The following is a 20,656-nucleotide window of genomic DNA, read 5'->3' as shown; positions in this document are numbered from 1 at the left end:
GATCCGCTGGACTTTCTATACATGTGTTTCGAAATCCTTTCGAGGCCTTGATGGAGTCCGTGTTCGACCATCTGGGCCTCGATGTGAGCATCGGAGGACCGTATGAAGATTTCTGTTCATCGAAAACGTTCGCACGCGGCAGCCGGCTGGACTGTTGCCACAGCCGCCGCGGGTATCGGCTGTCTGGTGTTGACCGCCGCACCCGCGGCGGCTCAACCGGTTCCGATTCCCGGCTCTGGCGCCATCGAAGTCCCGAACGGCATCTCGATTCCGATGGATGCGCTCGGCGGCGAGTTGCCGGGCCGCACCGAGGTTCCGGGCTTCGAATTCGCGCCGCTCACCGTTATTCCGGGGGCCGAGCCGCAGAGTGTCATCGACGCTGCCGGACTCGAGTCGCTCACTTCCCCAAGTGCACTCGGTGTCGACGATCCCCGGGTGATTCGTGCAGTCGGGCTCCGTGTGATTCCTGGAGTCGGGCCCAGCGTGATTCCTGGAGTCGGACTCCCGTTCCTCTCCGACCTTCCCGCCGCGGTGCAGCCCCTGATCGCTGGTGTGCCGGGCGTCGAATTCCCGTTCCTGACAGATGTTCCCGGCAGCAGGCCTCCTGCGCTCCCTCGGGTCGCGACGCCGCGAACCATCGATGAGCTCGCCGTCGACCTCGCGCGCTCCGAGCTCGAGTCGCAGCACGCCGGCGGCGCGGGCCCGGATGCCTTCGACTGCTCGGGGTTGGCGCAGTGGTTCTATGACCGAGCGGGCACAGCGGTGCATCGCACCAGCTACGAACAACTCGGTTCGGGCACCCCGATATCGGTCGATGAACTGGAACCAGGCGACCCGTTGTCGTGCTACGCCGGCGGCCACGCCGGTCTGTACACGGGCGAAGCGACCGTCATCCACGACTGGACGTACGGCAGCGGTGTCGAGATCTCCCCGATGACCTCGATGCCCCAGGCCGACGCACGTCGCTTCTGATCGGCAGTTTTGTCACCGAACCCACACCTCCCCGCAAGCATGTCGTCACCGTGCGTCGGGAAACCCGTCAGTGGGCCTTCGCTATCCTGGCGGTGGAACCCGAAGCCAATGGCGGGAAAACCGCCGGGGAGGACGTTCGGTCCGGTGCCCATGAGCAGAGTCGCGGAGCACCCGCGGCCGAATCACGTGTTGTTCCATTTCAGCGATACCCATCTGATCGCAGGCGACGGCGAACTGTACGGTGCCGTCGACGCTGAGCAGCGGTTACGCCAGCTGCTCGACCAGGCCGCTGCCAGTCATATCCGGCCGACCGCGCTGGTGTTCACCGGTGATCTCACCGACCAGGGTGAGCCCGCCGCCTACGACAAATTGCGCGCGCTGGTCGAGCCGTTCGCGCGACGATTGCACGCGCCCATCGTCTGGGTGACCGGCAATCACGACGATCGGGGAGCGCTGCGCCGGCGATTGCTCGGGGAGCGGGAGTCCACTGCGCCGCTCGACCGAGTGCACATGGTCGACGGTTTGCGCATCGTCGCCCTCGACACGTCGGTGCCCGGCCACCACTACGGCGAGATCACCGACGACCAACTGGCCTGGTTGCGGTCGGTGCTCGCCGAGCCGGCCCCGTTCGGCACGATTCTGGCGATGCATCATCCACCGGTGCCATGCGTCATCGACCTGGCCGTCACCGTGGAGCTGCGTGATCAGCGCAGGCTCGCCGATGTGCTCGACGGCAGCGATGTGCGCGCCATTCTGGCCGGGCATTTGCATTTTTCGACGAGCGCGACATTCGCGGGCATCCCGGTATCGGTGGCGTCGGCGACCTGCTATAGCCAGGATCTCGGGGTCGCGGAGGGCGGGTTGCGTGGTCGCGACGGGGCGCAGTCGTTCAACTATGTCCACGTCTACCCCGACACGGTGGTCCATTCGGTGGTCCCCATCGATCGAGGACCTACCGTCGGGACCCCGTCGACGCCCGAGGAAGCCGCGCGCACGCTGGCGGACGAGGGCATCGTGATCCCGCCCGCGACCCGCATTCCAAGGGTTATGCGGCGCCAGGCGCAGACTCCGAAATCTGATGACGAGGCGGTGCACTGACGCGCTCCCACGGCGCCCGGTCGGGGAAATAGCCGGACAGGAATTCCGAGACCGCGCGGACCCGTTCGGCTTCGGTAATCTCGGGGAAGCTCCCGTCGTTGAGGCAGAAGAAGTCGACATCGCGATGCGCGGCGAGTCCGTCGAGCAGTGTGAGCCCGGTCCGGCTCGTGGTGTCGACGTAGCGCATCCGCGCGGACTCTTGCGGCACCGCGCGTCCGGAGAACAACGCGTAGTAGTGATAAAGCGAGTTGGTCACCGAAATATCGGTAGCAGACCGGAATCGGCTCGTCCGGGTCCGCGCGAAATCCCCCGAGAATTCGTCCTCCATTTCGAGGAGCACGCTGCGGCGCAACGGCACCGGCGTGTGCTCGAGATGCCGAGTGATGACATGGCCGAACCGCGCGGCGAGCAACTCGCGGTTCACCCGCGCCGCATTCTCGAAACCGCTGCGGCGCTCGTTGTTTCGGCCGGGGCCGATCCTGGTGTCGGCCTCGATGAACCGGCTCACCCCGGCCGGGGTGAAGAACATCGATGGGCGCACCGGCCGGGCGAAGAACATGTCGTCGTTGGAGTACAAGAAGTGCTCGCTGAGCCCCTCGATGTGCTGCAACTGGCATTCCACCGCATGGGAATTGAAGGTCGGCAGCCCACTGGTGTCGCTGAAGTGGTCGACCGCACGCACGACAGTCACCTTCGGGTGCGCGCCGAGCCAGTCCGGCACCGCGGAATCGGTCGCGATGAAGATGCGCCGGATCCACGGCGCGTTCTTATCCACCGACCGCAGTGCGTATTTCAGTTCGTCGATCTGCCGGATGCGCGCGTCGGCGTCGTCGCCTTCACCGACGACGACCTGCGCGAGCATGCCTGCGCGGCGGGCGCGGAACTCCGGGTCGGAGCCGTCCACCCAGGAGAAGACGATGTCGATATCGAAGGCGACATCGGTCGGCTGCGGTGCGAACATGTCCACCAGCGTCGGCCAGCCGCGTTCGAACAGGCGCACCGTGGTTTGCTCGACATCGGCGAGGTCGAAAACCATGCGCGTCAAGGCGTTCGGTCGCGGGCATTCGACGGTGTCGCCGTGGTACTGCCACAACTCCAGCTCGACGTGGTGTGCCGGGTCCGCGTCGCGGCCGAGCCGTAATACGTTGTGCTGCACTTCCTTACAGGCGAAACCCGAGGTGATCGCGGTCGCGATCACACGCTGCAGCATCGCTCGGTGTGCCGCGTCGGCGGCGAGCACGAGCCGATGTCCGCAGTCGCGCACGAGCAGGAACGGCACCTCTGCTGCCGCGAGTTCCGCTCGCAGATAACCCAGGTCGTCGATCAGCGTCGTCGATACGATCAGATTCCCGGCCGTCGGCCGGAGCACCATCTCCACGGCCCTTGGATCCACTGCCCCCATATCCACCATTTCTGTCTCCACATCTGTCCGCATATCGAAAGGTCCGCAGACGCCGCGCGTCGGGACTTCGCCGGCTGCCGCATCGAACCGGGTGCATCACCCGAGCGGTCGGCCCGCCGACGCGGGAACGTCGACAGGGGTACCGCGTCCGATGCGGCCGCATTCAGAAATTGGGGACAGTGCCGTAGCGGAGGAGAAACGTATTGACGGCACGATATCCAGACGATCGGTAAACCATTCGTTCTCACCTCTCTTACGGCGGGACGCCATGGCGTCGTGGGAAGTGCTGTGGCGTGCGCACGGTGAGTCGAGGCGAGCGCGAACGGGAACAGCACGCTTGGCCGGACAATCATCGGCCGGCGAAAAAGGGAGAAGCCCCAGATGAACAGGGCGTTGCTAGAAAATGATGCATCCATGGCGACCTGCCGTCAATCCGAACACACTGCCCTGTCGATGCCATTGCGCCGCCTAACAGCCGGTCGACTGAGTTAGGATAGCCTCACCATATCCTGCGGAGAGGGGCGATCCCGGTGCGCGTTGTCATTCTGTTCGGATCCGAGATGGGTACGGCGGAGACCGCCGCCGACAGCATCGCGGACGTCATGGCTGCCGCCCACGATGCCTCGGTGTACGACATGTTCGATTTCGATGTCGACGATCTCGACGTTCGGGATTTCCACGTCCTGGTGTGCTCCACCTACGGTGACGGCGATCTGCCGACCGGAGCGGAACCTCTCATCGACGCCCTCGATGCGCGCAGTCCCGATCTGAGCGGACTGCGCTTCGCCGTGTTCGGTCTCGGTGATTCCGTCTACGGTGACACGTTCAACCGCGGCGGCGAGATCATCGCGGAGAAGTTCCGTTGGTGCGGCGCGACCCAAGTGGGTGAGCATGCGCGCCACGACGCGTCGTCCGAAGTTCGCCTCGAGGACATGGCACGCGACTGGGCTTGCGCACTCCTCGACTCAGCCAAGGCTGTCCTGACCTCGGTCTAATAGTCGGCTGAAAGCAGTTCGGACAAAGGTGGCAGGGCCAGCGGACAAGGGGCACAGCACCTTAGACTGCTATCAGCGCGGCACAGCCCGTCGCGCGTGACGATCCATGAGGTGACGAAGATGGCAGCCGGAGCGAGCCCTGCGCAACGTCAAGACCACTCGACCGATGATCACCCCGTGCTGGACGTGTTGCCCGAATGGCCGCAGGAAACGATCGCGGTACTCGTCACCACCGACCCGGCGCCGCACGCGATTCCGGTGTCCTGGCCGGTCCGTGCCGGTGACCGACGCATCCTGCTCAGCCTGAAATCCGATCGCGGTTCGCTGGCCCGGCTGCGGGAGCGCGCCGATGTCGCGCTGCTGATTCTCGGGGGTGGCGACGTCGCATTGTGTGCGCGGGGCAAGGCGCAGGTGATCCCTGAGGACCTGCCCGGCGCGCCCGATTATGTGGCGGTTCGGATCGACGTCGAGGTGATCGACGATCATCGGCAGTCGGCATTCGAGGTGGCCGACGGCATCCAGCGTAAGGTGCTCGACGCGACCGAGTTACGTGCGCTGGAAGGCCGCGTGACAACGTTGCGCGCCTGGGCGGAAAACCAGAACTGAACCCACGCAGCACTTCTGGTACCGAGTCATAATCGTGGAGAAAGGCGGCGCGAACGCGCCGAGCGGAAGGGGATCATGAGCGTCACATTGGCCAAAGGCGGAAATGTTTCGCTGTCCAAGCAGGCACCGAACCTCACCAAGGTGACGGTCGGGCTCGGCTGGGACGTCCGCACCACCACCGGGGCCGACTACGACCTCGATGCGAGCGCGCTCGCCACCGGGCCGAGCCTGAAAGTGCTGTCGGATCAGCATTTCATTTTCTACAACAACCTCCGCTCGCCCGAGGGCACCATCGAACACACCGGTGACAACCTCACCGGTGAGGGCGAGGGCGACGACGAGACGATCGTTGTCGACCTGGCTGCGACACCGCCGACCATCACCAACATCTTCTTCCCCGTTTCGATCCATGACGCCGACGCGCGTGGCCAGTCCTTCGGGCAGATCCGCAATGCGTTCATCCGGGTCGTGGACCAGAACACCGGCGCCGAACTGGCCCGCTACGACCTGACCGAGGACGCCTCCACCGAGACCGCGATGGTGTTCGGTGAGCTGTACCGGTACGGCAACGAGTGGAAGTTCCGTGCCATCGGTCAGGGTTACGCGTCCGGGCTCGCCGGAATCGCGCGCGACTACGGCGTCCATATCTGATTCAGCGCGGCTGGGCCCGACTCGGCTGAGGCTGGGCCAGCCGTTCGGACGGAGCTGGGCCCGATTCAGGTGGAGTCGGGCCCGATTCAGCCAGGCTGCCGGCGGGACTCAGCCCGGGCTGGGCAGACTCTCCGGCACCAGGCGCGGGTGTGGGTGTTCCTTGGCGTCGAGCAGCGTGAAGTAGCGACGCAACATGAGCGCGGCGGTGGTGGCCAGGCCCGCGGTGAGCCCCCACCACACGCCCACGGCGCCAAGGCCGACCGGGAAGGCCAGCAGCAGCGCGGTCGGCAGGCCGACCAGCCAGTAACCGACCAGGGAGAGCCGGAAGCCCGCGTTGGTTTCCTTCAGGCCGCGCAGCAGTCCGGTGCCGATGTTCTGTGCGGCGTCGAAGAACTGGAGCACGATGCCGATCAGCAGCAGGGTGTGGGCCAGCTCGATGGTCGCGGTGTCGCCCGGTTCGAGGAACAGGCGAAGCACCACATTCGGCGCCACGATGTAGACCGAGCCGGTCACCGCGGCGACCACGGCGACATGGCGCAGCGCCAGCCAGGCCAGCGCGCGGGCATGGCTGTATTCCTCGCGCGCGACCGCATGGCTGACCAGGATCGATGCACCGTGCGACAGGCCGATCGCGACCTGGAACACGATGTAGATGATCTGGTAGACGACATTGTGCGCCGCGAGCGCGGCCGGGCCGATACTGCCCATCACCAGCGCGAGCACCGAGAACATGCCCGCTTCCGAGCCGTAGGTCAGCGCGATCGGCGTGCCCAGTTTCAGCTCGGAGGTGATCGTCGCCCGGTGCACCGGCCACGGCCGGATCGCCAGGGTGGCGCCGAGTTCCGCGTCGTGGTCCACCATCGCCCAGAAGACGCCGAAAGTGATCAGGAAGACCAGCGAGGTTGCGATGCCGATGCCTGTGAGACCGAGCGCGGGTAGCCCGGCCCAGCCGTGGATGAAGGCAAGCGCCAGTACGAGATTCAGTGCGACGGAGCCGAGGGTCACCAGCAGCAGCGCCTGCGGGCGCTGCATGCCGACGGTGTATTGGCGCAATACCTGGAACCACAAGCACGGCAGTAGGCCCGGCGCGAGCGCGACCATCAGCGGTCGTGCATCGGCGAGCACTGCCGCGTCCTGGCCCAGCCACCGCAATGCCCAGCCGAGGCCGATCAGCACTGCGCCACCGAGGATCCCGGCCACGGTCGCGATCAGGAAGCTGGACCGTACTACCGCACGGACCTCGCGGTCGGCTGAATCGCCGCGCTTGCCCGCCGCGCTCACCGCGCTCGCGATCTGATTGCCGGTCGCGGTGATCAGCCCGACGCACATGGTGCGAATCTGGTTGAACAGCACGATCGCGAGGCCACCTGCCGCGACCTCACGCACACCGAGCGTCCCCATCAGCACGATGTTGGTGGTGGACACCGCAATCTGAGCCAACTGCGTCAACGCGATCGGCGTCGCCACCGCGGTCAGCCGCCGACTGTCGGCCCGGTAGCTCGAGAGATTCACCGCGGTGCCTCCGCCGGCGACGCGCTCGGCAGGGAAAGAGTGTTCATCGCGCCTCCACAAGCTGGGCGCGTCGGGCGGTGGGGGAGTAACGGTCCAGCATCTCCCAGACCTCGCGTTCGGTGGCGGCGTCGAGCAGGTCGCGGTCGTTCATCCAGTCGTCGTCGAAAACGGTGTCCAGGTACTTTTCGCCACCGTCACAGACAATGGTGACCACGGTCGAGCCGGGCGGGAATTCCGCCAGCCTGGTGAGCGCGGCGTGCACGGAGCCGCCCGCGGAGCCGCCGATCATCAGGCCGAGCTTGGCCGCGATCGCGCGGGCGGTAGCGAAAGCCGCGGTATCGGACACCTTCACACCCTCATCGAGCAGGGAGTAGTCGACGGCGGTGCCGATGCTCGCGCCGGGCGGCGTGCCGGTGCCCGACTGCCAGTACGGCCCGCCGGGGCCGCCGAAGGCGATGGAACCGACCGGCTCGACACCGATCACCCGCGGCGTGCAGCCGAGCTGGCGCAGCCGGGTCGCGGTGCCGAACAGTGAACCGCCGGTGCCCACCGCAGACAGCAGGATGTCGACCCGCGCCACGTCCCTCAGCAATTCCTCGGCCACCGCGTAGTAGCCGACCGCGTTGGCGTCGTTGTTGTGCTGCTCGGTGAAATACGCGTCGGAAAGTCCGGCGGCCATTGCCTCGGCGAGGTCCTCTCGTGCCGAGGTGGCCAGGTTGTCGTCGTCCCCGTCGGCGACGAATACCAATTCAGCTCCCATTGCCCGCATAGCGCGCAGTTTGTCCTTACATGCGTGATGATCGACCACGGCAGTGAAGCGGTACCCACGTTCGGCAGCAACTACCGCAAGGCCGAGTCCGGTATTCCCGGATGTGGATTCGATGATATGCCCGCCATCGGTCAGCAACCCTCTGCGCTCGGCATCGAGCACCATCGCACGCGCCATCCGGATCTTCGCCGCGCCTGTCGGGTTGAACTGCTCGAGCTTGAGCAGCAGCCGGGTGCCGGTCGCAGTGGTCGCCAGTTCGAACAGGGGGGTGCGACCGATCAGATCCGTCACGCGCGTGATGAGCGGCATGGGTGTCTCCATCGTTCGGGCCAGGGTGAATGGGTTCCGGTTATCCGGCGTCGAGCGTCCAGCGCAACCGTTCGCCGGGTGCTTCGTGCAACACCGCCTTCGGCGGTATGGGTAGTTCGTGAAAAGCCGACTCGTTCGAATCCATTTGGTAGCCGGCGGTATTCGGGTAGATCAGCAGATCGCCGATCGTCGCGGGCCGCGGCAGTGGGATGCGCCGCCAGCTGAGCATGTCGGATTCCAGGCAGGTCGCCGCGCCGACACAGGTTGGTGTGGGTGTGCCACCGGGTTGCTGCGGCCACAGCATCGGGTCCGGAAGGTATTCGCTGTCGAACCATTGCTCGGACAGGCTCAGACTGCTGCCGTCGACGGTGAGCAGGTGGTAGGGCTGCCCGTCCGTGTGGCGGGTTTTGCTGCCCTGCACCCGGAAGACGGTGCAGCCCGCGTGGTCGAGCAGGGCACGGCCCGGTTCGACGGCGAGGCGGATGCCGTTGTCGCGCAGGCGTCCTGCCAAGCCGTGGTGGTCCAGGATGGTGGTCAGCATGGCGGGGCCAGGGGCGGGGAAGTGGTAGGGGTAGTACGAACCGAAGGACTTGCCCGCATGGAACCACCGCGGGTCGGCGGCAGCGGTGAACTCGGCCCATGCCGACGCCGGGACATAGTCGACACCGAATCCGCCGCCGATGGAGATGGTCGTCACCGGATGGCCGAGCGTCCGGGCGTCCCGGCACCGGTCGATCAGCGCGTGCGCCTGCTCCGCGCGCGCGACGGCGTCGTAGCCCGACAGGTGGAAACTGAAACCCGTCAACCGGATCGACTCGTTGCCGACGGTGCCGGAGGAGCCGATGAGCGACAGCGCCCGGCCCAGCTCGCCGCCGGTCATCCCGAATCTGCTCGTCGATATGGCGGGCAGCACGCGAAGTACTACCTCGGCAGGTGCGGCCACGGTGGTGAGCGTGGCGAGCCGGTCGAGTTCGTCGAGGCTGTCCACCGCGATCAGTGCGCCGCGCCGGACCGCGAGCCACAGCAGGTCATCGGATTTGGCCGGGCCGGTCACCATCAACTCGTGCCCGCGAACACCCTGTGCCAGTGCGGAAGTCAGCTCGCCGATGCTGGAGACATCGACACCAGCACCCTGTTGCGCACAGACCCGTCCGACGCAGGCGGCCTTGTTGGCCTTCTTTCCGTAGTAGACGACCCCGTCGACGCCCGCCTGCTCGAACGCGGCATGGAATCGCTCGATATTCCGCCCGACCCGCTGGGGATACATGAGATGGAACGGCCCGCCGACCGCGAAGGCGATATCACCGAGCAGATTCGGATCGTCGTATACCCGCCGCTCCCATTCGTCGGTGAGCGCGGGCATCGGTGCCGCGTGGATCTGGCGCAACCCGCGGTTCGGCGCGGTCTCGGTGCCCGGCCGGGCGGCACCGGGAGGTGTGCTCCGGTCACGAGTGTTCAACGGTTCCTCGATCATCGGCTGTGTCCCGCTCTGCTCCGGCCGAGGCGGGGCCGCGGCCGGCACCCGCTCGAATCGGTACTGCTCTGCCGGTCGCGAGCGGGGCAGTGCGAGCCGAGCGGAACGGGGCGACGATCTGTTGCCCATAGCCATTCTCGTCGGCCTCGGCGGCGCGGCGACGTCGTTCGGGCAGGTGGACGTTCACCCGCTTGAGCCATCGATCGGTGCCGTCGTAACGCGCGGTGAACGGCACCCGACCGTGCACGGCGACGTCATTGTCGACCAGCAGCAGCTGACCGGGTGCGAGCGCCGCGGTGACGCAGACGCGCTCCAGCTCCGCGGTGAGGTGTGCGTAGGCACTGCGGAATTCGGCGTCGGCATCGGCGAGCGGGGTGTAGGCCGGGTCGTATCGAAGCGTCAGATCTGTGGTGTCGCCGGTGGATTCGGCGTGCCAGAGAGTGGGCAACGGAGTCACCGGGTAGCGCTCGTGGCCGGAACCGTAGGACACGTCGGGCAGGATCGGCAGCGTGGGCGTGCTGAGTAGAGTGCGTTGCGCCGCGGTGAGTTCGGTGCGGCGCACCGAGGAGACGGTGGTGGCGACCCGATCCGGATTGCGCAGGCATGCGAGCATCAGCAGGTTGGCCCGCTGCGGGTGGAAGGCGTCTTCGGTATGTGGGCTGAGTAGCGTTTTGCTACTCGCGCCCGACTGTTCGTGTTCGTGTCCGGGGGACGGGACGATGTTGTTGACAAGGCGACCACCCTGCTGACCGTGCCAGCCGAATGGTTCGCCCGCGCTCCTGGCCAGCAGCAGCATGACGATGTCGAGCTGGAAAGAGCTTGCGAGACGGGCTGCTTCGCCGCTCCACTGTGCCGCGTCGTGCCAGCTGGGCGGGGTCGGGCCGAATTCTTCGTCGGTCAGCGGCAGTCTGCTGACGATGGTCGCGCCCGCGGTGGTGGCGGGTGGGCGCATCGTCGTGCGCACGTCGGCAGGCAGTTCGCCGACGCGGCCGTCGATCTGCGCGAGCAGTTCGGGATCGGTCAGCGTGTGCGTCATGTGTGCAGCACCACCGGCGCGGCTGTCCAGTGTGGTGCATATCTCTTGCGCCAGCTCGCGGACCGCACGCCCGGCGGCGGTGGGCAGCTCGCGTTGTTCGATCTCCTGCGGGTGAAACGTCTTACGTTCGGCGAGAACGCTTTTCACCGGGGGTTCCCTTCTTCGCATCGGGTCGAAAAGCGGGTTGGGACGATTCGATGTGCGAAGCTATCGCCTCTCGGCGCCTTAAGCAAGGCTTACCTAAGCGAGTCGCGAAAAATAGCGAGAATGCATCACTGGGATTATGTCATCCGCTTCGATGACTACACCGCCCTCTTCATCCCACGACATCCCCTGGCAGTCACCCACTGCGTGTCCTCGACCACGGCAGAATCGTCGAATCCGGCAACACCCCCACAATCCTCGAATTCCCCGACCCACAACGCCATCCGAGAACTCCTCCTCTACTGGTCGTGCTCCGGTTTCGCGGGAGTGGTTCGGCGGATCTGGATGATGGAGGGATGCTCCTGAGGATGACCGGCGTTCTGGCCGTTGCGATGGTGGCCGTTGTACTTGCCGGTTGTGGAGGTGAACGCAATCTGCCCCCGATTCCCGAGGGTATTCCGCCCGGGCCCGGTGCCGCGTTGCCCGTGATCGATCTGGATGCGCCGGGTCGGACCGCAGTGCAGTTGCGTGGTTGGGCCGACGAGCAGGCCGACCGGCTCGGCATACCGTCGATCGCTTTGGAGGCGTATGGGTATGCGGCGGCGGTGCTGACGCGATCGCGGCCGGACTGCGGCATCGCGTGGACGACCCTCGCGGGCATCGCGAGTGTGGAAAGCAAGCACGGCACCCACCGGGGTGCGGGGGTCGGCGCTGACGGCTCCGTACGCCCGTCGATCATCGGCATCCCGCTGGACGGGTCCCCCGGCGTCGCGCTCGTGCGTGACACCGACGGCGGCAAGCTCGACGGTGACCCGGTCTACGACCGAGCACTCGGCCCACTGCAATTCATCCCCGAAACCTGGAAACGCTGGGGTGTCGACGCCAACGGCGACGGCGTGATCGACCCGCAGAACATCGACGATGCCGCCCTCACCGCCGCCCGCTACCTCTGCGCCAGCGGTGGCGACCTGACCTCTGAGCGCGGTTGGCAAAGCGCGCTGCTCACCTACAACCAGTCCAACACCTACCTCCTCACAGTTCGCGACCGCGCCGCCGCCTACAGCGTCGGCCGCCGCGCATAACCCGCACTCGGACCCGGCGCATCTGCTACATCCAAGCCCTCGCCTGGGACCGGCCGCCTCACACACTCGGTGCAGATCCCGACGTCTGGCGCAGCACACGCGACCGCGTCGACGGCCATGATGTGGCAGACCTGGCGCCGCTGTGTCCGGCAGCGTGGGCGGTCCCGGGCGGGCGATTCGGCGGGCGGTGTGTGGCGGGTCGGGTGCATGGATCGGGCTGTGTCGATCGGTGTGGTGTGGTGGATCGGGTGCACAGATCCAGGGCGCGCCGACCGGGGCGATGTGGCAGAGCGGGTGCGGCGCGTTAGGCTCGCAGGCGCACGGTTCTCCCGTGTTATCCACCGTGCCAGCAGCCGAAGGAGTGTCGTTTTCGTGGCCATCATCGAACAGGTCGGAGCGCGCGAGATCCTGGATTCTCGCGGCAACCCCACTGTCGAGGTCGAGATCGCCCTCGACGACGGCACCCTGACCCGGGCAGCAGTGCCCTCGGGCGCCTCTACCGGCGAGCACGAGGCCGTCGAACTTCGTGACGGCGGCGAGCGCTACGGCGGCAAGGGCGTACAGAAGGCCGTCGAGGGTGTGCTCGACGAGATCGCGCCTGCCGTCATCGGCTTGGACGCCGTCGAGCAGCGCACCGTCGACCAGGTGCTGCTCGACCTCGATGGCACCCCTGACAAGTCGCGCCTCGGTGCCAACGCGCTGCTCGGCGTCTCGCTCGCAGTGGCCCGCGCCGCCGCCGAATCCTCGGGGCTGGAGCTGTTCCGCTACCTCGGTGGCCCGAACGCGCACGTGCTCCCGGTGCCGATGATGAACATCCTCAACGGTGGCGCGCACGCCGACAGCGGCGTGGACGTGCAGGAATTCATGGTCGCCCCGATCGGCGCGGCCACCTTCAAGGAGTCCCTGCGCTGGGGCACCGAGGTGTACCACGCGCTCAAGTCGGTGCTGAAGTCGAAGGGCCTGTCGACCGGCCTCGGTGACGAGGGTGGCTTCGCGCCGTCGGTGGCGGGCACCAAGGAAGCGCTCGACCTGATCAGCGTCGCCATCGCGAAGACCGGCCTGAAGCTCGGCACCGATGTCGCGCTGGCGCTCGATGTCGCGGCCACCGAGTTCTACACCTCGGGCAGCGGCTACAAGTTCGAGGGCAGTGTTCGCACCGCCGCCGAGATGACGCAGTTCTACGCGGAACTGCTCACCGCCTACCCGCTGGTCTCCATCGAGGACCCGCTGTCGGAGGACGACTGGGACGGCTGGGTCGCGCTCACCGACGAGATCGGCGACAAGATCCAGATCGTCGGCGACGACCTGTTCGTCACCAACCCGGAGCGTCTGGAAGAGGGCATCGCCAAGGGCGCGGCCAATGCGCTGCTGGTGAAGGTCAACCAGATCGGCACGCTCACCGAGACTTTGGACGCGGTGGAGTTGGCGCATCGCAATGGGTACAAGACCATGATGAGCCATCGGTCCGGCGAGACCGAGGACACCACCATCGCCGACCTTGCAGTCGCGGTCGGCAGTGGCCAGATCAAGACCGGTGCACCGGCGCGTAGCGAGCGGGTCGCGAAGTACAACCAGCTGCTGCGTATCGAAGACGCGCTCGGGGACTCGGCTCGCTATGCGGGTGACGTCGCGTTCCCGCGGTTCGCGTTCGAAGGCTAGTCACTAGGGGAGCAGTATGACGGAGCGACGTGCGCGTGGTACCAGTCCGGCCGGACGCGGGAACCGCCGCACGTCGCGTGCCGTCCGGCCGCGCCCTGCCGACACCACTGCCCGACCCGCCGCCGCGCGCACTTCGCGCAAGCGGGCGGACTCGGACAATAAAGCAGCGCCACAGAAGGTCGTAGCGCGGGCCGGTGCACACGACGACCGGCATGAGCGCACCATCCTCGGGCTGTCCACCGGCAAGGCGGTAGTCCTCGCCATCGTGGTGTGCGCACTGGCACTCACTCTGGCGGTGCCGCTGCGCACCTATTTCACGCAGCGGGCCGAGGCGGCGCATCTGGCGCAGCAACGCACCGAGCTGGAAGCCGATCTGGCCCGGTTGCGTGATCGCCGTGCGCAGCAACAGGATCCGGCCTACGTCAAGACCGAGGCCAGGGATCGGCTGCGGCTGGTGATGCCCGGTGAAACGCCCTACATCGTGCAGGTGCCGGGTATCGAAGCACCTGCCCAGCCTGCCGCGGCGCCCAAATCCAAGGCGCCCGACCCTTGGTACACCGAGCTGTGGCGCAGCATCTCCCAACCGCAGGCCCTCGCGGCCGATCCGGTGGCGCCGACACCGTCCGGCCCACCGGCTGCCGCGCCGCCCCCGCCAGGACCGGAAGGACCCAGGTGACCGAACCGACCGACCGCGATCTCGAGATCATCGCCAAGCAGCTCGGCCGCGAACCGCGCGGTGTGCTCGCCGTCGCCTATCGCACCCCGGACGGACTGCCCGCGGTAGTGAAGACCGCGCCCCGGCTGCCCGACGGTACGCCCTTCCCGACGCTGTATTACCTGACCGACCCGAGGCTGACCGCCGAGGCGAGCAGGCAGGAATCGGCGGGTGTGATGCGGGAGATGACCGACCGGCTCGCTGCCGACCCGGAATTGGCCGCCGCCTACCGTGCCGCGCACGAGAGTTATCTGGCCGAGCGCAACGAAATCGAGTCCCTCGGCACCGATTTCACCGGTGGCGGGATGCCGGAGCGGGTCAAATGCCTGCATGTGCTGATCGCGCACGCCTTGGCGAAGGGGCCAGGGGTCAATCCGTTCGGCGACGAGGCGGTGGCTCTCGCGGCCGACAATGGTCTGCGTGGCACGGCGATTCCCGCCGACTGGCCGACATACCAACGGACCGAGGCGCAGGCGGACGAGCGCTGATCGGCGCTGAATTGGACCTCGCGGCGAGTGGACCTCGCGGTGGAAGTGGACGGAGCACAGCATGAGTGACCGAGTAGCAGCCGTCGACTGCGGCACCAATTCGATCCGACTACTGATCGCCGACGTGCTCGGCGACGGTCGCCTCGCGGACGTGCATCGTGAGATGCGCATCGTCCGGCTCGGCCAGGGCGTCGACGCGTCCGGCTCGCTGGCCCCCGAGGCCATCGAACGAACCAGGGTCGCGCTGGCCGACTACGCGGCATTGATGCGCGAGGCCGGCGTCAGCCGCGTGCGGATGGTCGCCACCTCTGCCACACGCGATGCCTCCAACCGGGAGGACTTCTTCGACATGGCCCGTGCCGAACTCGGCACCGTGGTGCCCGGCGCAGAGGCCGAGGTGATCACCGGTGACGAGGAGGCGCGGCTGTCGTTCACCGGAGCGGTCGGCGAATTGTCCAGCGAGCGTGGCCCTTTCGTGGTCGTCGACCTGGGCGGCGGCTCGACCGAGCTCGTGCTCGGCGACAGTGACGGTGTGCAGGCCGCATTTTCGGCCGACATCGGGTGTGTCCGGATCACCGAGCGCTGTCTGCCGGGCAACCCACCGACGGACGACCAGGTCAGCGCCGCAAGGGAATTCGCCGCGCGGCGACTAGCCGAGGCCTTCGCGCGCGTTCCCGTCGAAGGCGCGCACACGTGGGTCGGCGTCGCGGGCACCATGACCACCATCGCCGCCGTCGCCCTGGATCTCCCCGAATACGACTCCGAGCGAGTTCATCTGACCCGCCTGAACGCGGATCAGATCCACGCGGTCTGCGACAGCCTGATCGCCATGAATCACGACCAGCGCGCCGCCCTCGGCCCCATGCATCCCGGCCGCGTCGATGTCATCGGCGGCGGCGCGGTGATCACCGAGGTCCTCGCCGACGAATTGTCCCGGCGTGCAGGCATTTCCGAACTCATCGTCAGTGAGCACGACATCCTCGACGGCATCGCGCTGTCCATCGTCTGAGGTCCGGTCAGGTCGCTGCGCGGGACTTGCCGATGATGAGATCGGACAGTCGTGCCAGCGACTCCTGGTTGCGCGGTTTGAGCAGCAGGCCCTGCACGGCGTTCGGCAGCAGCTGACCGGGGCCGCTCATGGCGTGTTCGGTCATTCTGATTCGCGTCACATCCGGCGCGACCTCGTCCAGGTCCAAGCGGATGCGCGCCGAGCCTACCGGCCACAGCCGCGCCTCCAGGTCGAGCATCCGAGGTGCGTCTACCGCGCGCACCTCGGTGACATCCTGCACGGTCAGCGGCCAAAGTCCGAGGCTGTAGTGAATACGGGTGCCGACTGCGGGCCAGCCGGGATCGACTTCCCGAATATGCGACGCGCCGACTACCCAGCTCGCATACAGCCAGCCGTCAGCGAGGGCCGCGAACGCCCGCTCGGGGGCGACAGTCACGGTGACTTCGGCTTCGATCATCGGTGTACCCGCCTTCTTGGACCGTGTGCCGCCGGGACGCCACGGCGACGCTGCCGATGAAACGCGCGATCAGTGCCGATCGCCGTGATGTCCAGCCTAATGAGTCGCCGAGCGGAGCAAGCTGACGGCCAGGTGGTATCGATGGCTGTCCTTCGCCACGATCTGCGATCGCCGCACGGTGTCGAGCCCGCACAGATGAGCTCCGACAATCCGGTCATGCGAGGTTTTGTTCAGATCGTCGGCCATATCACCTGAACATCAACCCTGATCAATGAAACATTCTTACGGATCTCGCGGATCTCGGATATTTCCCGCCCAGCGTGGGATCGTCGGACAATGTCCGAGACAGCCATAACTGAGCAACCGGTCGAGGGGCGGACCCTGTTCGGTCACCCCATTGGACTGACCAATCTCTTTGGTGTCGAGCTATGGGAGCGATTCTCGTTCTACGGGATGCTCACCATCCTCGGCTACTACCTGTACTACTCGACGACCGAGGGCGGTCTCGGGTTGTCGCAGAGCACCGGCGTCGGGATCGTCGGTGCGTACGGCGGCCTGGTGTATCTATCCACGGTGCTCGGCGGCTGGATCGCCGACCGGCTGCTCGGTATGGAGCGCACCGTGTTCTACGGCGGCGTAGTGGTGATGGCTGGACATATCGCGCTCGGAGTGTTGCCGGGCCTGGTCGGTGTCGGTGTCGGCCTCGTGCTCGTCGCGTTCGGAAGCGGCGGGCTGAAGGCCAATGCGTCCTCGCTGCTGGGCACCCTCTACAAACCCGGCGATCCGCGTTTCGACGGCGGCTTTACGTTGTTCTATCTCGGTATCAACCTCGGCGCCTTCAGCGGCCCGCTGCTCACCGGTCTGTTGCAACGGCACTGGGGGTTTCATTATGGATTCGGCGCTGCCGCGGTCGGCATGGCGGTCGGTCTGACGCAGTACGTGGTGTTCCGCCGCAACCTCGGCTCTGCGGGCAGGCAGGTGCCTAATCCGTTGCCGCGCAGTGCCCTCTGCCCGATCGCCGCACTGTTCGTCGGTGCCGCGATCGTTGTCGCGATAGTGCTGGCAACCGGGCTGGTGAACCTGAACAACCTTTCGGAGGTCACCACCGGGGTCATCGTCGTCGCGTCGATCGCCTATTTCGTCGTCATGCTGACCAGCGCCAAGGTGTCCACGGTCGAGCGCAGCCGAGTCCGTGCGTTCATTCCGCTGTTCATTGCGAACGCTGTGTTCTGGTCGCTGTTCCAGCAGATCTTCACGGTGCTCGCGGTGTACTCCGATGAGCGAATGAACTGGAGCATTTTCGGCTGGACCGCACCGTCGAGCTGGATCGGTTCGGTGGAGCCGGTCTGGGTCATCCTGCTGTCACCGCTTTTCGCGTTGATGTGGACCAAACTCGGCAACCGAGCGCCGAGTACCCCGCACAAGTTCGCCATGGGCGTCATCGGAATGGGCTTGGCATTCTGGCTGTTCGTGCTGTTCTCGAGTGCCGAGGGCAAGTCGGTTCCCGCACTGGCGGTGTTTGCTGTCATGGCCGCGTTCGCCGTCTCGGAGTTGCTGCTCTCACCCATTGGTCTTTCGGTCACCACGCAGTTGGCTCCCGAAGCCTTCCGCGCCCAGATGATGGCGCTGTACTTCTTCTCGGTCGGCCTCGGCACCTCGATGTCGGGCACGCTGGCCCGCTTCTACGATGCCGACCACGAATTCGCCTACTTCGGCATCACCGGCGCGGTCGCGATCCTGGCGGGGCTGGTAGTCGTTGCCTTGTCACCCTTGGTGAGCCGACACATGCAAGGCGTTCACTAGCATTCAGCGAGGTCTCGAGTACCCCTTCGAGATCAACGATACAAGGAGACCGTGTGACGACTTCGCGACCCGATCGTCGAAACGCTCTGTTCCGCACCAAATCCGTGGAGCAGTCGATCCGAGACACCGACGAGCCGGACTCCAAGCTACGCAAGGAGCTGACCGCCTGGGACCTCACGGTCTTCGGTGTCGCCGTCGTCGTCGGTGCCGGTATCTTCACCCTCACCGCGCGGACCGCCGGAAATGTTGCCGGGCCGTCGGTTTCGCTCGCTTTTGTCTTCGCCGCGATCGCCTGTGGGCTCACGGCGCTCTGTTACGCCGAGTTCGCCTCGACCGTGCCGGTAGCCGGCAGTGCATACACGTTCTCCTACGCAACCTTTGGTGAGCTGGTCGCCTGGATCATCGGCTGGGACTTGATTTTGGAGTTCGCGCTCGCGACTTCCGTTGTGGCCAAGGGCTGGTCGCAATACCTCGGTGAAGTGATGGGGTCTCGACAGCCGGTCGTGCATCTCGGGCCTATCACCTTCGATTGGGGCGCAGTACTTCTCATCGCGATCCTCGCGGTGTTGCTCGCGGTCGGAACGAAGGTCTCATCCCGGGTTTCCGCAGTGGCGGTGGCCATCAAATTGTGTGTGGTCGCGCTGGTGCTGGTCGTTGGTGCCACCTATTTCGACTCTTCGAATCTGAAGCCCTACATTCCGCCGTCGCAGCCGGGAGCGGAAGGTGAGGGGTTGCACCAGTCGCTGTTCTCGTTCCTCACCGGCGCGGGCCACAGCACCTTCGGCTGGTACGGCTTGCTCGCGGCCGCCAGTCTGGTGTTCTTCGCGTTCATCGGCTTCGATGTCGTCGCGACCACCGCCGAGGAAACGAAGAACCCGCAAAAATCCTTGCCTCGGGGCATTCTCGGTTCACTGCTGATCGTCACGGTGCTCTATGTCGCGGTCTCCCTGGTGCTCACCGGAATGGTCCCTTACACCGCCCTCGCCGGTGACAATGCCACGCTTGCCACCGCCTTCGCGATCCACGGCGCGACCTGGGTGAAGAACATCATCTCCGTCGGCGCGCTCGCGGGTCTGACCACCGTTGTCATGGTGATGTACCTCGGGCAGACCCGAGTCCTGTTCGCCATGTCCCGCGACGGGCTGTTGCCGCGCAGGTTGGCCCACACCGGTAAACATGGCACCCCGGTGCGCCTGACCGTCATCGTGGGCGTCATCTGCGCGATCCTGGCCGGCTTCATCGACTTCGGCACCCTCGAAGAGATGGTCAATATCGGCACCCTGTTCGCCTTCGTGCTCGTCGCCATCGGCGTGCTCATCCTGCGCCGCACCCGTCCGGACCTCCCGCGTGGCTTCCGAGTCCCCCTTGTCCCGCTCATCCCCGTCCTCGCGGTCCTGGCCTGCGCGTGGCTGATGCTCAACCTCTCCGTCGAAACCTGGCTCCGCTTCGTGGTCTGGATGGCTCTGGGTCTGCTCGTCTACATCACCTACGGCCGCCGCCACTCGGTGCTGCGCACTACCCCCGACGAAGACCCCGGCACAGCTCAGCCCGCGGACGTCACCGACTGAACCGGCGAATTCTTCGACGAGCAGCACACGAGGGCGGCGACACGCCGTGAACTCCGCCATCATGCGCCACTTGTCGCCCAGGCATGCCCATCCGGCTTAGCGTGGCAGGCACAGCCGTCCGAGGAGTATTTCGGTACGGCAGTACGAGTCGGTACGCTGACCGGGCGCCCCTATAGCCCAATTGGCAGAGGCAGCAGACTTAAAATCTGCAAAGTGTCGGTTCGAATCCGACTGGGGGCACGAGGTTTCTCCGGCCGGCAACCAGCCCCGGGATGATGGCGAAGGCCTGGCGCCAGTCGTGCATATCGCGGCGAGCCACGATGACCAGTGTCACGACGGTTGCTGCCGCGGTGGTGAGCAGCAGGCAGCCGAAATGTCGAAGAGCGCAGGACGCATCGGCGGCAAACCGGCCAGTTTCCATGGGAGGGGCAGCCGCCACCTCTGGTAGGGCGGGGGTGGGTGTCGGGCAGTCCGATGGCGCGTGTGGTGGCAGCCTGAGGTTCGGGCGTGGCGGCCTCGGGACACCCCTTGGGCCAGGCGAGTGATGCATGAGGCCGAACTCCAAGGAGCGGACGTGGCAGCGATGGCGGTAGATGCTCGAACGAAATCCTGTCGCCGTGCACCGTGGCGCGGTCTTGCCAGTGGCGCAGCCCGAGCGAATCGCGAGCGCCGGGCACGGGGTCGGCGGTAACGGATCCGAATTCGACACGTCCACGTTGGAGCACGGGCATGACGCAGGCGAGCGGCGGATCCTGTCGCTGGAACGGCGCGTCGCCGATCAGACCCTCGATAACGAGCTCGCTGTCGAGCGAGCGAATTAAGACCGTTGCAGATAGCTATTCCAACCCGCAGACCGTCCCCGGCTCATCCATGGGCGTAAACGGGGATTTCGCAGCGCAAATTCAGA

19 protein-coding genes and 1 tRNA gene are annotated in these 20,656 nt (G+C 66.2%); 14 read left to right on the top strand and 6 right to left on the bottom strand.

Annotated elements, in window-relative coordinates; all coding sequences use genetic code 11:
- Positions 1 to 102 precede the first annotated feature (102 nt).
- Both OHQ90_RS38125 and OHQ90_RS38120 read left to right on the top strand, forming a co-directional pair.
- On the top strand, positions 103 to 972 hold the full coding sequence (locus OHQ90_RS38125; protein ID WP_328406077.1) for a C40 family peptidase: 870 nt from the start codon (positions 103 to 105) through the stop codon (positions 970 to 972).
- A gap of 150 nt (positions 973 to 1,122) precedes the next feature.
- On the top strand, positions 1,123 to 2,070 hold the full coding sequence (locus OHQ90_RS38120; RefSeq protein WP_442941528.1) for a phosphodiesterase: 948 nt from the start codon (positions 1,123 to 1,125) through the stop codon (positions 2,068 to 2,070).
- Here OHQ90_RS38120 and OHQ90_RS38115 read toward each other — a convergent pair.
- Entirely contained in the window at positions 2,018 to 3,442 is a 1,425-nt protein-coding gene (locus tag OHQ90_RS38115) for a stealth family protein (protein ID WP_328413400.1), read from the bottom strand. The genes OHQ90_RS38120 and OHQ90_RS38115 overlap by 53 nt on opposite strands.
- Before the next feature lie 560 nt (positions 3,443 to 4,002).
- Between OHQ90_RS38115 and OHQ90_RS38110 the strand changes: the two genes are divergently transcribed.
- From OHQ90_RS38110 to OHQ90_RS38100, 3 genes are all read left to right on the top strand, one after another.
- A complete protein-coding gene (locus tag OHQ90_RS38110; protein WP_328406073.1) occupies positions 4,003 to 4,467 on the top strand; it encodes a flavodoxin domain-containing protein in 465 nt (154 codons plus the stop codon).
- Positions 4,468 to 4,587: 120 nt separating this feature from the next.
- Complete coding sequence (locus OHQ90_RS38105; protein ID WP_328413398.1) at positions 4,588 to 5,073, top strand: hypothetical protein; 486 nt, start codon at positions 4,588 to 4,590, stop codon at positions 5,071 to 5,073.
- A gap of 75 nt (positions 5,074 to 5,148) precedes the next feature.
- Positions 5,149 to 5,724: a TerD family protein gene (locus tag OHQ90_RS38100; protein WP_328406071.1), complete on the top strand. Its 576-nt coding sequence runs from the start codon at positions 5,149 to 5,151 to the stop codon at positions 5,722 to 5,724.
- 108 nt (positions 5,725 to 5,832) lie between these two features.
- On the opposite strand, the gene OHQ90_RS38095 is transcribed toward OHQ90_RS38100, so the two are convergent.
- Genes OHQ90_RS38095 through OHQ90_RS38080 form a run of 4 tightly spaced genes read right to left on the bottom strand, consistent with a single transcriptional unit; the run spans position 5,833 to position 10,971 of the window.
- Positions 5,833 to 7,236, bottom strand: a complete 1,404-nt coding sequence (locus OHQ90_RS38095; RefSeq protein ID WP_328406069.1) for an MATE family efflux transporter — start codon at positions 7,234 to 7,236, stop codon at positions 5,833 to 5,835.
- Positions 7,237 to 7,279: 43 nt separating this feature from the next.
- On the bottom strand, positions 7,280 to 8,314 hold the full coding sequence (locus OHQ90_RS38090) for a PLP-dependent cysteine synthase family protein (protein WP_328406067.1): 1,035 nt from the start codon (positions 8,312 to 8,314) through the stop codon (positions 7,280 to 7,282).
- Between the two features lie 40 nt (positions 8,315 to 8,354).
- The gene (locus tag OHQ90_RS38085; protein ID WP_328406065.1) at positions 8,355 to 9,788 is read right to left on the bottom strand and encodes a Y4yA family PLP-dependent enzyme; all 1,434 of its coding nucleotides are present in this window, start codon (positions 9,786 to 9,788) and stop codon (positions 8,355 to 8,357) included.
- Positions 9,760 to 10,971 (bottom strand): TauD/TfdA family dioxygenase, encoded by a 1,212-nt coding sequence (locus OHQ90_RS38080; protein WP_328406063.1) that lies wholly within the window; start codon positions 10,969 to 10,971, stop codon positions 9,760 to 9,762. The genes OHQ90_RS38085 and OHQ90_RS38080 overlap by 29 nt, the downstream gene beginning before the upstream one ends.
- A 365-nt stretch (positions 10,972 to 11,336) precedes the next feature.
- On the opposite strand from OHQ90_RS38080, the gene OHQ90_RS38075 reads away from it, so the two are divergent.
- From OHQ90_RS38075 to OHQ90_RS38055, 5 genes are all read left to right on the top strand, one after another.
- Entirely contained in the window at positions 11,337 to 12,050 is a 714-nt protein-coding gene (locus tag OHQ90_RS38075; protein WP_442941269.1) for a lytic transglycosylase domain-containing protein, read from the top strand.
- A 372-nt stretch (positions 12,051 to 12,422) separates the two neighbouring features.
- Positions 12,423 to 13,709 carry a phosphopyruvate hydratase gene (eno, locus tag OHQ90_RS38070; protein ID WP_328406061.1) on the top strand — a complete coding sequence of 429 codons (1,287 nt, stop codon included), beginning with the start codon at positions 12,423 to 12,425 and terminating at the stop codon, positions 13,707 to 13,709.
- Positions 13,710 to 13,725: 16 nt separating this feature from the next.
- A complete protein-coding gene (locus OHQ90_RS38065; protein ID WP_328406059.1) occupies positions 13,726 to 14,385 on the top strand; it encodes an FtsB family cell division protein in 660 nt (219 codons plus the stop codon).
- Positions 14,382 to 14,912 (top strand): DUF501 domain-containing protein, encoded by a 531-nt coding sequence (locus OHQ90_RS38060; protein WP_328406057.1) that lies wholly within the window; start codon positions 14,382 to 14,384, stop codon positions 14,910 to 14,912. Before OHQ90_RS38065 ends, OHQ90_RS38060 begins: the two co-directional genes overlap by 4 nt.
- Positions 14,913 to 14,973: 61 nt before the next feature.
- The gene (locus tag OHQ90_RS38055; protein WP_328406055.1) at positions 14,974 to 15,921 is read left to right on the top strand and encodes a Ppx/GppA phosphatase family protein; all 948 of its coding nucleotides are present in this window, start codon (positions 14,974 to 14,976) and stop codon (positions 15,919 to 15,921) included.
- Between the two features lie 7 nt (positions 15,922 to 15,928).
- Here the strand turns inward: OHQ90_RS38055 and OHQ90_RS38050 are convergent, their stop codons facing one another.
- Positions 15,929 to 16,378 (bottom strand): SRPBCC family protein, encoded by a 450-nt coding sequence (locus OHQ90_RS38050; protein ID WP_328406053.1) that lies wholly within the window; start codon positions 16,376 to 16,378, stop codon positions 15,929 to 15,931.
- 336 nt (positions 16,379 to 16,714) lie between these two features.
- Here OHQ90_RS38050 and OHQ90_RS38045 point away from each other — a divergent pair, with 336 nt between their 5' ends.
- From OHQ90_RS38045 to OHQ90_RS38030, 4 genes are all read left to right on the top strand, one after another.
- Positions 16,715 to 18,181, top strand: a complete 1,467-nt coding sequence (locus tag OHQ90_RS38045; protein ID WP_328406051.1) for a peptide MFS transporter — start codon at positions 16,715 to 16,717, stop codon at positions 18,179 to 18,181.
- 53 nt (positions 18,182 to 18,234) lie between these two features.
- Positions 18,235 to 19,749, top strand: a complete 1,515-nt coding sequence (locus tag OHQ90_RS38040) for an amino acid permease (RefSeq protein ID WP_328406049.1) — start codon at positions 18,235 to 18,237, stop codon at positions 19,747 to 19,749.
- Between the two features lie 166 nt (positions 19,750 to 19,915).
- Positions 19,916 to 19,989 (top strand) — tRNA-Leu (locus tag OHQ90_RS38035).
- A 353-nt stretch (positions 19,990 to 20,342) separates the two neighbouring features.
- Positions 20,343 to 20,570: a hypothetical protein gene (locus tag OHQ90_RS38030; protein WP_328406047.1), complete on the top strand. Its 228-nt coding sequence runs from the start codon at positions 20,343 to 20,345 to the stop codon at positions 20,568 to 20,570.
- The last annotated feature ends 86 nt before the right edge of the window (positions 20,571 to 20,656 follow it).

This window comes from Nocardia sp. NBC_00403 (assembly GCF_036046055.1).
Classification (GTDB): domain Bacteria; phylum Actinomycetota; class Actinomycetes; order Mycobacteriales; family Mycobacteriaceae; genus Nocardia.
Note: the sequence above shows the minus strand (reverse complement) of the source record. Positions and strands in the feature narration are given on the sequence as shown.